The sequence below is a fragment of the Nocardia sp. NBC_00565 genome, from assembly GCF_036345915.1.
GTDB lineage: Bacteria > Actinomycetota > Actinomycetes > Mycobacteriales > Mycobacteriaceae > Nocardia.
This window is the reverse complement of the sequence record NZ_CP107785.1, coordinates 1,510,789-1,522,571: the sequence shown is the minus strand read 5'-3', so window position 1 is coordinate 1,522,571 and position 11,783 is coordinate 1,510,789. Positions and strand designations below refer to the sequence as shown.

Annotated in this window: 11 protein-coding genes; all 11 read right to left on the bottom strand. The window is 67.2% G+C overall.

The genetic code is table 11. The features are described 5' to 3' along the window. Window positions 1-51: 51 nt before the first annotated feature. Window positions 52-210, bottom strand: coding sequence for a hypothetical protein (locus OG874_RS07340; protein ID WP_330254356.1), 159 nt, complete (start codon window positions 208-210; stop codon window positions 52-54). Window positions 211-265: 55 nt separating this feature from the next. Beyond that, window positions 266-1,189: a DMT family transporter gene (locus OG874_RS07335; RefSeq protein WP_330254355.1), complete on the bottom strand. Its 924-nt coding sequence runs from the start codon at window positions 1,187-1,189 to the stop codon at window positions 266-268. Window positions 1,190-1,327: 138 nt separating this feature from the next. After that, window positions 1,328-2,494, bottom strand: a complete 1,167-nt coding sequence (alc, locus tag OG874_RS07330; RefSeq protein WP_330254354.1) for an allantoicase — start codon at window positions 2,492-2,494, stop codon at window positions 1,328-1,330. Continuing rightward, entirely contained in the window at window positions 2,491-3,870 is a 1,380-nt protein-coding gene (allB, locus tag OG874_RS07325; RefSeq protein ID WP_330254353.1) for an allantoinase AllB, read from the bottom strand. The genes alc and allB overlap by 4 nt, the downstream gene beginning before the upstream one ends. A gap of 20 nt (window positions 3,871-3,890) precedes the next feature. Further along, complete coding sequence (locus OG874_RS07320) at window positions 3,891-5,204, bottom strand: glycerate kinase (protein WP_330254352.1); 1,314 nt, start codon at window positions 5,202-5,204, stop codon at window positions 3,891-3,893. Between the two features lie 7 nt (window positions 5,205-5,211). Further along, window positions 5,212-6,987 carry a glyoxylate carboligase gene (gcl, locus tag OG874_RS07315; protein WP_330254351.1) on the bottom strand — a complete coding sequence of 592 codons (1,776 nt, stop codon included), beginning with the start codon at window positions 6,985-6,987 and terminating at the stop codon, window positions 5,212-5,214. Window positions 6,988-6,989: 2 nt separating this feature from the next. Then, window positions 6,990-7,865, bottom strand: coding sequence for an NAD(P)-dependent oxidoreductase (locus OG874_RS07310; RefSeq protein ID WP_330254350.1), 876 nt, complete (start codon window positions 7,863-7,865; stop codon window positions 6,990-6,992). Further along, on the bottom strand, window positions 7,862-8,665 hold the full coding sequence (locus tag OG874_RS07305) for a hydroxypyruvate isomerase family protein (RefSeq protein WP_330254349.1): 804 nt from the start codon (window positions 8,663-8,665) through the stop codon (window positions 7,862-7,864). Before OG874_RS07305 ends, OG874_RS07310 begins: the two co-directional genes overlap by 4 nt. Next, window positions 8,662-9,042 carry an allophanate hydrolase-related protein gene (locus tag OG874_RS07300; protein ID WP_330254348.1) on the bottom strand — a complete coding sequence of 127 codons (381 nt, stop codon included), beginning with the start codon at window positions 9,040-9,042 and terminating at the stop codon, window positions 8,662-8,664. Before OG874_RS07300 ends, OG874_RS07305 begins: the two co-directional genes overlap by 4 nt. 192 nt (window positions 9,043-9,234) lie before the next feature. Beyond that, on the bottom strand, window positions 9,235-10,302 hold the full coding sequence (locus tag OG874_RS07295; RefSeq protein WP_330254347.1) for an XdhC family protein: 1,068 nt from the start codon (window positions 10,300-10,302) through the stop codon (window positions 9,235-9,237). 4 nt (window positions 10,303-10,306) lie between these two features. Next, entirely contained in the window at window positions 10,307-11,749 is a 1,443-nt protein-coding gene (locus OG874_RS07290; RefSeq protein WP_330254346.1) for an NCS2 family permease, read from the bottom strand. Window positions 11,750-11,783 lie beyond the last annotated feature (34 nt).

Below are 11,783 nucleotides of genomic sequence, written 5' to 3'. Positions count from 1 at the left end.
GCCACCATGTTGACCGCCTCCCCCGTCGACCCAAATAGCGGGATACGACCGTCACGACCTCGGCCGAACGCCGCCGCTGTGCGGCTGCCCACCGACCGCCTCGCCGCCACCAACGCTCCCGTCGATGCTCAGCCGGATCGCGCCGATTCGACCGGTATCGCCGCCCGTGCTGCGGGCGACCACCGGCTGGATCCGCAGGACCACCGACATCCTGGTGTCCGATACGCGCCGGATTTCCGATCGCTACGTCGAGGGGCACCGAGATTTACGGGGTAGCTTCAGCGGCTTCGGGATCGACGGGGATGGCGGCTCGCGGCCGGGATCGCGTAATCGCCACACCGGCCAGGCACAGCACGCCGCCGAGGATGGTCAGTGTGCCCGGGACCTCGTCGAGGGCGATCCACGACATCAACACCACCAGCGCCGGGACGGCGTAGGTGGTCACGCCCATCTTTCCGGCCGTGGTGCGGGCCAGGGCGTAGGCCCAGGTGGTGAAGGCCAGAGCCGTCGGGAAGACGCCCAGGTACACCAGGCTCAATGTCGAGGACAGCGGTGCGTCGGCGGCCTCGGTGATCAGTTGCCAGGAGAACGGCAGGCAGGCGACCGTGCCGATCACGGATCCGAAGGTGGTCACCTGTAGTGCGGATGCGCTCGCGAGCGCGGGTTTCTGCGCGATGGTCGACGCGGCCCAGACGATCGCGGCGATCAGGCACAGCACGACACCGAGCACCGCGGCGCCGCCACCGTCGGATGTCGAGATTCCGACCACGATCGTGCCCGCGAACGACACCGCCATCCCCGCCATCAGCCGGGCCGGGAAACCTTCCCGCAGCACCAATCCGCCGAGCACCGCGATCAACAACGGTCCGATGCCGACCACCATCGCCGCGGTACCCGCGTCCACATTCCGCTCGCCCCAGTTCAGCGCCACCATGTAGACGCCGAACCACAGCACACCGGAGACGATGATGCCCGGCCATGCGGCGCGGGTCGGGAGCCCCTCCCGTCGGATGACCAGCACCACGACAAGGGTGACCGAGGCCGCCAGCAACCGCCCCAGCGCGAGTGCGCCCGGCGAAAAGTCGTGTCCGGCAGCGCGAATGAAGACGAAGGCCGAAGCCCACAGCACCACCGTCACGGCCGCCGCGACAATGGCTTGCCGATCAGTCGAACCATCGTCGCCCATCATGGGGCGAACGCTAGATCAGCGCGGCTCCGATCACCAGCGGATTTCGGACCACGGCCTGTCCGGGTAATCGTGTCAGCGCCCATTCCAGCGCCGGTAGCGCGGGATCCGGGCCAGGAATGGGCACAGGCCCCGCAGCGACTACAACGCGAGCAGCGCGTCGATTACCGCCGACGGCACCACATCCGGACTCGCAAAGGGGCGTTCCGCGAGCAGTTTCCGGGCCTCGTCACGGGACAGCCCGCCGTCGGTGGTCAGCACCTGAAGGGCGTGTGGTTCGGGGAGGGCGTCCAGCCAGGCTACGGTGTCGGCGACCAAGGTGGCCGGGTCGATCTCGCCGTGTACGCGGAGCCTAGCCACGCCGCCGTCCGGGTATACGTCGAGACGGACGTGGGTGACCGACTCGCCCGCGCCGATGCGGAAGAAGTGGCGCGCGTCGGGCTGCAGGCGGGTCCGCGGCAGCAGTTCGGTCCACGACGACGGATCGTCGAGATCCGCGCCCGCGGTGGCGTCCGCGCCACGCAGCACCGCCCAACCCGGTGCGTTGCCAACGTAATGCGAGGTGTCGATCTCGACGCGCCGGATCGCACCGCGTGCGCCGAGCCGGACGGTGACGTGATCGTTGCCCGAGTCACGGCGCCGCGCGCCCTCCCAGCCCTCGTCCATCTGCCGCGACCGGCCGGGCAACAGAATATTGGTCGGGGCGGAGAAGAACATGTTCGAGCAGTCGACGACATCGCCGCCGTACTCCAATGCGGCGAGATCGACTGTGCCGGTGAGGAAGCGGGGATCCGGCAGCGGGGTGCCGTGCACCCGGAAGCGGGCGGCGCCGCCGTCCGGGTAGATCGAGAGCCGGACGTGGGTGAAGCGGCGTTCGTCGGTCACCTCGAAGAAATTGTCGGTATTGCCCTCGATATCCGACTTCTCCACCAGGGTCACCCATTCGGCCTGCTGGAGTTCAGCGGGCGAGAGCTGGCCCTCGACACTGGTCGCCTCGACCGAGGCGAAGGGCGGGTAGTTGCCGATGAACCAGGCGGTATCGATGACGACGCCGTGCACCCGACCGGGCACGCCGAGCCGGATCACCGCGTAATCGTTGCCGGTCTCGCGGCGGCGGCGAGTCTCCCAGCCGTCGTAGGTCTTGCCCTTGTGGCCGAAGTCCTCGGTGCTGAATACCGCACGGCCGGGCCGGATCAGGTTCTCCCGCTCGGCGAACAGTTCATCGTTGGCGTAGACCACACTGCCCGCGAGCGCGCGCGAGGCCAGGTCGGGCAGTCGGGCGAAGACGGGGGCGGATCGATCGGTCATACTTCTCCTCGGGCCAGGAGCCGCCCCTGCGGCTCGTTGTCGATATCAATGCGGTTGCCGCGCAACCAGGTACCGCGAACCGCACCCGCCAGTGGGCGGGCCGCGTACGGGGTGACGGCGTTCTTGTGGTGCAGGCGATGGGCGTCGACGACGAAGGCGTCATCGGGTGCGAAGACGCAGAAGTCCGCGTCGTAGCCGACCTCGATCGCACCCTTGTGGCGCAGACCGGCATGCCGCGCGGGTGCCAGGCTCATCCATCGGGCGACGTCGACCAGGGTGAATCCATGCAGCCGCGCCTCGGTCCACACGGCCGAAAGACCCAGCTGCAATGAGGAAATCCCACCCCATGCCCGGGCGAAGTCGCCGGTGTCGAAGCATTTCAGATCGGCGGTCGAGGGCGAGTGGTCCGAGACCACCATATCGATGGTGCCCTCGCGCAGCCCTGCCCAGAGCAGCTCGCGGTTGCCGCTCTCGCGGATCGGCGGACAACATTTGAATTGCGTTGCGCCGTCCGGGATTTCCTCCGACGAGAAGGACAGATAGTGCGGACAGGTCTCGGCGGTGATCTGGACGCCGTCCCGGCGGGCCGAGGCAATCATCGGCAGCACATCCGAACTCGATACGTGCAGGATGTGCACGCGGCAGCCGGTCCAGCGGGCCAGCTCGATCACCCGGGCGACGGCGAGGTTCTCCGCACCGCGCGGCCGCGAACGCAGGAAGCCGGAGTACTTGTCCCCCTGCGGAATCGGTGCGCGCTCGATCGTGTGCGCATCCTCGGCATGCACGATGAGCAGTCCGCCGAACGAGCGGATCTCGCGCATCGCCTGCTCGAGTTCGGCGGCATCGAGCGCCGGGAATTCGTCGACGCCGGAGTGCAGCAGGAAGCATTTGAAGCCGAAGACACCGGCGTCCTGCAGCTGTCGCAGGTCGGCCACATTCCCCGGAATCGCGCCGCCCCAGAACCCGACGTCGACGTACACCCGATCCTGCGCGGTCTTGCGCTTCACCTCGAGTGCCGCGAGATCGCAGGTCGGCGGAATGCTGTTGAGCGGCATATCGATAATGGTGGTGACACCGCCCGCCGCGGCCGCCTTCGTCGCGCTGGGGAAGCCCTCCCACTCGGTGCGGCCGGGATCGTTGACGTGCACGTGCGCGTCCACCACACCGGGTAGCAGGACCTCGTCCGCGCCCAATTCGACGACCGCCGTCGCGGTCAGGGTGGAGTCCAGCGGCTCGATCGCCACGATCCGACCAGCGCGCACGCCGATCGAGCCGCTGGTCTCCCCCGCCGTCCCGATCATCCGCTCCGCGCGGATCACCAGGTCCAGGTGCGCGGGGACCGGCGAAATCGTCTGAATCTCCGAGTTCTTCCGCATTCACCCAACTCCGTCCGAGGTCATCGAAATTTGCCGTCGAATGTCCGCGCGCCGTTGCGGGCGGCTGCCGCGATGATGTCCCCGGCCGCGGAGCGCTCCGGTTGCTCCGCCGCCGTGGGCAGCGCCTCAGCTGCGTTTGCCGAAGACAGCTGTTCTGCCGCTGGCTGCTGCCCGGCAACGCAGCCACGGGATCGCTGCCCGGCCGCGACCTCTGGCGGCAGATGCGCCGCGGCGATGCGCGCTCCCAGCCGCTCGAGCAACAATCCCCCCGCGGCGAAACACCGCGCCAGATCGGGCTCGATCTCCGCCAGGGAGTACACAGCGGAGAATCCTGCCGCACGTAACTGATTGGCGGACAGAGCGTTTTGTCCACACACCGCGACCACCGGTACACCCGACGCCCCGGCGGCGACAGCGACACCAGCGGGAGCCTTGCCGTACAGGGTCTGCTCGTCCAGCATGCCCTCCCCGGTCACCACTAGGTCCGCACTGACGACCCGTTCGGCGAAACCGACCAGCTCCAGCACCAATTCGATCCCAGGACGCAGCCGCGCACCGAGCACCGCGACGGCGGCGAACCCTACCCCGCCCGCGGCACCGGCACCCGCGCGCTCGCGCAGATCGGTGCCGGTGGCCTCGGCGACACAGTCGGCCCAGTGGGTGAGCGCGGCGTCGAGCGCCGCCACTTGATCACCGTCGGCACCTTTCTGCGGTCCATAGACAGCGGCCGCACCGCGCGGTCCGGTGAGCGGATTGTCGACGTCGCAGGCCACGGTGATCTCGACCCCGGCCAGCTGTTCCCGCACCGCCGCGAGGTCGATCGCGTCCAAGCGAGCCAATTCGGCACCGCCGTCACCGATTTCGACGCCATCGGCATCGAGCAGCCGCGCACCGAGTGCCCGCAGCAGCCCGGCACCGCCGTCGGTCCCCGCGCTGCCGCCGATGCCGAGCACCACCCGGCGGCATCCGGCCTCGATCGCCGCGGCGATCACCGCGCCGGCGCCCCGGCTGGTCGCCGTCATCGGGGCGAACTTTCCGCCGGGCAGGCGCACGAGTCCGGATACATCCGCCAACTCCACGACGGCGATATCGTCGCGGCGGGCATAGGCCGTGCACATTGGTTGGCCGGTGGGTCCGGGCGCGGTCACCAGGACCGCCTCGAATCCGGCGGCCAGAGCGGCGTCGACGGTGCCGTCCCCGCCGTCCGCGATCGGCACCACCGAGACCTCGGCACTCGGCCGGACCCGTTGGATGCCGAGGCGGACAGCGGCACCGACTTCCGCGGCGCTCAACGACCCCTTGAACTTGTCGGACGCGATCAGGACTCGTGTCATGAGACGCTCAGTCCAGCTGTGCGGTCGCGGTCGGGACGTCGGCGCCGGACTGCGCCAGCTCCTCGAATTCGACGATATTGTCGATCTCGAGACCCATCGACACATTCGTCACCCGTTCGAGAATGACCTCGACGACCACCGGCACCCGGAATTCGGCCACCAGTTTCTTCGCCTCGTCCAGCGCCGCGCCGATCCAGGCCGGATCGAAGACCCGAATCGCCTTGCAGCCCAACCCTTCCGCGACCTTGACGTGGTCCACACCGTAGCCGGCGAGTTCCGGGCTGTTGATGTTGTCGAAGGCGAGCTGTACGTAGTAGTCCATATCGAAGGCCCGCTGCGCCTGCCGGATCAGACCGAGGTACGAGTTGTTCACCACGACATGGATGTAAGGGATGTTGAACTGCGCGCCGACCGCCAATTCCTCGATGAGGAACTGGAAGTCGTAGTCGCCCGAGAGCGCCACCACGGTCGAATCGGGATCGGCGGTGGCGACACCGATGGCGGCGGGCACTGTCCAGCCGAGCGGCCCGGCCTGGCCCGCGTTGATCCAGTGCCGCGGCCGGTAGACGTGCAGCAGCTGCGCCGCCTGGATCTGCGACAGGCCGATGGTGCTGACGTAACGCACGTCGGGTCCGAACGCCTTGTTCATTTCCTCGTACACACGCTGCGGCTTGATCGGCATATCGTCGAAGTGCGTCTTGCGCAGCCCCACCTGTTTCCGGTTCCGGCACTGCTCGGCCCAGACACCGCGATCGGGCAGCTGCCCGGCCGCGTCGAGTTCGCGGGCGACCTCGACGAAGACCCGCAGCGCGGCGCCCGCATCGGAGGTGATGCCGAAGTCCGGCGCGAAAACCCGGCCGATCTGGGTCGGCTCGATATCGACGTGCACGAACGTACGGTCCTTGGTGTAGGTGTCGACACCGCCGGTATGCCGGTTGGCCCAACGGTTTCCGATACCGAGCACGAAATCGGATTCCAGCAGCGTGGCATTGCCGTAGCGATGCGAGGTCTGCAGCCCGACCATGCCCGCGTGCAGTGCGTGGTCGTCGGGAATCGTGCCCCAGCCCATCAGGGTCGGCACCACCGGAACACCGGTCAGTTCGGCGAATTCGACCAGCAGCGCGGCGGCATCGGCATTCACGATGCCACCGCCCGCCACGATCAGCGGACGGTGCGCGGCGTTCAGCATATCGATGGCCTTGACCGCCTGCGCCCGCGTCGCGGCGGGCCGATGCACCTGCAGCGGCTCGTAGGTTTCGATATCGAACTCGATTTCGGCGAGCTGCACATCGATCGGCAGATCGATCAGGACCGGTCCGGGACGGCCTTCGCGCATGAGCCAGAACGCCTTCTGGAAGGTGCCCGGCACCTGCGCGGGCTCGAGCACGGTGACCGCCCACTTGGCGACCGGTCCGGCGATCGAGGCGATATCGACGGCCTGGAAGTCCTCCTTGTGCAGCTTCGCCACCGGTGCCTGGCCGGTGATGCACAGGATCGGAATCGAGTCCGCACTGGCCGAATACAGGCCGGTGATCATGTCAGTGCCCGCGGGCCCCGAGGTGCCGATGCAGACGCCGATATTGCCCGCGGCGGCCCGGGTGTAACCCTCGGCCATATGCGACGCGGCCTCGACGTGCCGCGCCAGTACGTGCTTGATCCCGCCGTGTGCGCGCATCGCGCTGTAGAACGGGTTGATCGCGGCACCCGGCAAACCGAATGCCTGTGTCGCGCCTTCCTTTTCGAGGATCAGGACCGCGGCGTCCGCGGTGCGCATGCGTGCCATGGTCAGTCCCCCTTCCGCCCGGACAGCGCCTCGGCCACCTTCAGCAGACCCGAGTGGTCCAGCGAGCCGTGACCCATCGCGCGGGCGGCGGCGATCAGCTGCGCGGTCAGCGCACCCATCGGAATCGACACCTCGGCATCGCGGGCGGCCTGCAGGATGATGCCCATATCCTTGTGATGCAGGTCGATTCGGAAGCCGGGCTCGAAATCCCGCTTCAGCATCGACGCGCGCTTAAGCTCGAGAATCTTGCTGCCCGCGAGCCCGCCCGCCAGCACGTCGAGGCCCTTCTCGGCATCCGCGCCCAGGTTCTCCATCAGCAGGATCGCCTCGGCCACCAGGGCGTAGGTGCCGCCGACGACGAGCTGGTTGGCCGCCTTGACGACCTGCCCGGCGCCATTCGGGCCGACCAGCGCGAAGGTCTTGCCGACGGCCTCGAAAATCATTGTGGCCGCGGCGAAGTCGTCCTCGGCACCGCCGACCATGATCGACAGCGCGGCATTGATCGCGCCCGGCTCACCGCCGGAGACCGGGGCGTCGAGCACTCGCAGGCCCTTCTTGGCGCCCTCCTCGGCGGTCCAGCGCGCGGTCTTGGGTGTGATGGTGGAGAAGTCGATGTACAGCGTGCCAGCGGCAGCGTGCACCAGGACGTCGGCGAAGACAGCCTCGACGTGCTCATCCTGCGGCAGCATCGTGATGACGATCTCGGCGTCGCGAACCGCTTCCGCGACACCGGATGCGGCCGCGCCGCCCGCCGCCTTCAGCTTGTCCAGCCCGGTGGGGCCGACGTCGTATCCGGTCACGTCGTGTCCGGCCGCGACGAGGTGGCCCGCCATCGGGCTGCCCATGATCCCGAGGCCGATAAATCCGATCTTACTCATTTGATCCAATTCCAATCCAGCTCGGGATCTTTGTATTCGAGGCCGATCCAGCCGTCGTAGCCGCTCTCGGACAGGGTGTCGAAGAGTCCGGCGAAGTCGAGTTCACCGGTGCCGGGACGGCCGCGGCCGGGGTCGTCGGCGATCTGCACGTGGCCGATGCGCGCCGCATGGGTCCGGATCACCGAGTGCAGGCTCTCGTCCATGCGCGCCAGGTGGTAGAGGTCGCAGAGGAAGCGCACATTGGGCTCACCGGTCTGCTCGATGATCTGCACGGCCTGCGCGGCGCTCACGATCGGATAGTCCGGCGACTCGATGGAATTGAGCGCCTCGACCAGCACCGTGGCGTCGATGGCGCGCGCCGCCTGTGCGGCCAGGCGCAGATTCTCCAGCCCGAGCGCGTCCTGCTTCTCCGGGCTCTCGCCCTCGATTCGATTGCCGTACAGCGCATTCAGCGCACGGCAGCCGGTCTCCTCGGCGATGCCGACGGCCACGTCGATATTGTCGCGGAACCTGGTGACCTCGCTCGGAATGGAGACGATGCCGCGTCCCCCCGCCGGAATCAGATCGATGAAATTCAGACCGACCAACTCCACACCGGCATCGTGGATCGCGTGGACGAACGCGTCGATCTCCTTATCACCCGGCGTCGGATCATCTCCGAACGGCCACCAGAATTCGACGGCGTCGAATCCGGCTTGCTTTGCCGCGGCGGGCCGTTCGAGCAGCGGGAGATCGGTGAACAGGATCGAACAATTGACATCGAACTTCGGGAAGGTGACTCCCCCGACCTGATTCCTCATGCGGCTCCTTCACGGTATTTCTTCCAGCTGCCGATCGCGGTGATGTCGATCAACTCCGGATAGAAGGTCGGTGGGCGGCGCAGCAGCATCGACAGGACCGAACGGCCGTCGTCGAGTTCGATCGCACCGAGTTCGAGTTCGGGCGGTTCGGCCGGGAGCAGCCGCTGGCGCAGCACTTCCATCGGCACATCGAACAGTTCACCGGCAATCGAGTCGCCGCCGTCGGCGGCGGGATCCAGACCGGGGAACCGGTTGCCGACCGAATAGAAACGATAACGCGGTGCGGTTTTCGCTTCCCCCGCGAAAGGTGCACCGTCGAGCAGATGATTGAGCGGTTCGCCACGCATGGCGGAACCGTTCAGAAAAATCAACGGCATTCAGTAATTCCTTTGTTCGCAATTCAGTCAATTATGCGAGCCGACCGCACTGTCGGAATAGCGGCGATTAACCCGAACCCGGTCGAATATCACGAAGTCGATTTCGTAGGATGCTCCAGCCGCACACTCGGTGTCGGATCCGCACAACCCCGTATACCGGGTGTACGGATGCGACGCGGGGAGTGTGCGGTCTCACCAGACCGGGATCAGATCCCGATGAATCGGCCCGGCACTGGTGGTGAGCGGCTGGGCCGAGCCGCAACGGCGTACCGCGACGATCTCGGCGGCGATGGATACCGCGGTCTCCTCCGCCGTTCGCGCACCCAGATCGAGCCCGATAGGCGAATGCAGCTGGGCCAGTTCGGCTTCCGTCACACCGGCGGCGCGCAGCCCGGCCATGCGGTCCTCGTGCGTGCGACGGGAACCCATCGCGCCCACATAAGCCACCGGCAGTCGCAGCGCCACCTCGAGCAGCGGGATATCGAATTTGGCATCATGGGTGAGCACACACAGCACGGTGCGCGAATCGACCTGTGTGCGTGCGAGATAGCGATCCGGCCACTGCACGACGATCTCGTCGGCGTCCGGGAAACGCGCGCGGGTGGCGAACACCGGGCGCGCGTCGCATACGGTCACGTGGTATCCGAGGAAACAGCCGATCCGGGTGACGGCGGCCGCGAAATCTATTGCGCCGAAGACGATCATGCGCGGCGGCGGCACATGGGATTCCACGAAGACCGTGACTTCGCCTGCACCACAGCCGATCTCGCGAACGCCCGTCGCGCCGGTATCGAGCATGGCCCTGGCCTCCGCGACGATCAGCTCATCGAATACGGCGCCGACGGTCCACCAGGAGCCGATCGCCATGGCCGCACCGGTTTTCAGGTCCCGCACCAGTGCGACCGCCTCGTCGGTGCGCAGAATCGCCTCGATGGCGACCCGCTCGACGGCGGTGACGCGCTGGACGAAGACTTCGAGCTCGCCGCCGCAGGTCAGCCCGACCGCGAACGCGTCATCGTCGCTGTAGCCGAAGGTTTCGCGCACCGGCCGCCCGGTGCGCAGCACCTCTCGGCAGAGTTCGTACATCGCGCCCTCGACACAGCCACCGGAGATACTTCCGATGACGATGCCGTCGGCATCGACCGCCAGCGCCGCGCCCGGCGGCCGCGGGGCACTGCCGGTGACGCCGATGACGGTGGCCACGGCGTAATCCATGTCCGCCGCATGCCATTTCCGAAGCTCTGCCGTGAGGTCGCGCATGGTGTTATCCGCCCAGGAGTAGTTCGATGGCCGAGATGCCGAAGTAGCCGGCGAACACGAGGCTCACCACCCCGATCAGCCAATGGATTTCACGGAATTTGCCGCGCGCCAGCTTGATCACCACGTAGGCGATCAGGCCCGCCCCGACACCATTGGTGATCGAGTAGGTGAACGGCATCAGCACGATGGTGAGGAAGGCGGGCACCGCCACCTCGAGATCGTTCCAGTCGATCTTGCGGGCCTGGGTCATCATCAGCGCGCCGACCAGCACCAGCGCCGGAGCGGCGGCCTGGATCGGCACGACGGCGGCCAACGGCGTGAAAAATACCGCGAGGCAGAACAATCCGCCGGTCACGAGGCTGGTCAGGCCGGTGCGGGCGCCCTCACCGACACCCGTCGCGGACTCGACGTACACGGTATTGCCCGCGCCGCCGCTGACACCGCCGATGATCTGCGCGACACCGTCGATGGTGAGGACCTTGCCGATACCCGGCATGGTGCCCTTCTCATCGAGTAGGCCCGCCTCGTCACAGACGCCGAAAACCGTTCCCATGGCATCGAAGAACCCGGTCAGCACGAGGGTGAACAGCACGACTCCGGCGACCAGCCCGCCCGCCTCGGCGAATCCGCCGAACAGGTCGATATGCAAGGCCAGCCCGAAATCCGGGGCGGCGAAGAAACCCTTCGGCTTCTCCGGCACCACCGTGCCCCAGGACTGCGGATCGATCTTCGCCAGCGCGTTGACCGCGATGGCCAGCACCGTCGAGAGGGCAATGCTGATCAGGATCGCACCGGGCACCTTGCGAACGAACAGTGCCAGCATTACCAGTAGACCGACTGCGAAAATTACTACGGGCCAACCGGATAGGTGACCAGCGGTTCCGAGTGTGACCGGCGGGCCGGTCTGCGCGCCATGGCCGACGACCCCGGCCGAGACCAGGCCGATCATCGCGATGAACATGCCGATTCCGACACCGATGGCGTTCTTGAGACCGAGCGGGATGGCGTTGATGATCATCGTCCGCAGACCGGTCGCGGCCAAGATCACGATGATCACGCCCATCAGGACGACCAGACCCATGGTCTGCGGCCAGGTCATATGCGGTGCGGCCTGGAAGGCGACCACCGGAACCACGCCCAGCCCCGCGGCCAGCGCCAGCGGCACATTGCCCGCGACACCCATCAGGATGGTGCTGAGTCCGGCGGAAAACGCGGTCGCCGTGGTGAGTTGAGCGATGCTCAGCTTGTCACCGTTGACATCCGCGACACCGCCGAGAATCAGCGGCACCAGCAGGATGACGTAGGCCATGGCGACGAAAGTGGTGATACCGCCCCGGATTTCGCGGGAAACGGTGGTTCGGCGTTCACTCAGCCGGAAGAACCGGTCGAGCGCGGACCTTCCTGCTACCGGCTCCGGCGTGCTGGGCTTGGTCTGAATCTGGGTCATTGGCGTGCCCTCCTCGGGGCGTAGCCGACCTACG

Coding starts and splice junctions, on each gene's coding strand:
- OG874_RS07310 (WP_330254350.1), bottom strand. CDS start 7,865: ATGAGTAAGATCGGATTTATCGGCCTCGGGATCATGGGCAGCCCGATG.
- OG874_RS07305 (WP_330254349.1), bottom strand. CDS start 8,665: ATGAGGAATCAGGTCGGGGGAGTCACCTTCCCGAAGTTCGATGTCAAT.
- OG874_RS07340 (WP_330254356.1), bottom strand. CDS start 210: ATGTCGGTGGTCCTGCGGATCCAGCCGGTGGTCGCCCGCAGCACGGGC.
- gcl (WP_330254351.1), bottom strand. CDS start 6,987: ATGGCACGCATGCGCACCGCGGACGCCGCGGTCCTGATCCTCGAAAAG.
- alc (WP_330254354.1), bottom strand. CDS start 2,494: ATGACCGATCGATCCGCCCCCGTCTTCGCCCGACTGCCCGACCTGGCC.
- OG874_RS07300 (WP_330254348.1), bottom strand. CDS start 9,042: ATGCCGTTGATTTTTCTGAACGGTTCCGCCATGCGTGGCGAACCGCTC.
- OG874_RS07295 (WP_330254347.1), bottom strand. CDS start 10,302: ATGCGCGACCTCACGGCAGAGCTTCGGAAATGGCATGCGGCGGACATG.
- OG874_RS07320 (WP_330254352.1), bottom strand. CDS start 5,204: ATGACACGAGTCCTGATCGCGTCCGACAAGTTCAAGGGGTCGTTGAGC.
- allB (WP_330254353.1), bottom strand. CDS start 3,870: ATGCGGAAGAACTCGGAGATTCAGACGATTTCGCCGGTCCCCGCGCAC.
- OG874_RS07335 (WP_330254355.1), bottom strand. CDS start 1,189: ATGATGGGCGACGATGGTTCGACTGATCGGCAAGCCATTGTCGCGGCG.
- OG874_RS07290 (WP_330254346.1), bottom strand. CDS start 11,749: ATGACCCAGATTCAGACCAAGCCCAGCACGCCGGAGCCGGTAGCAGGA.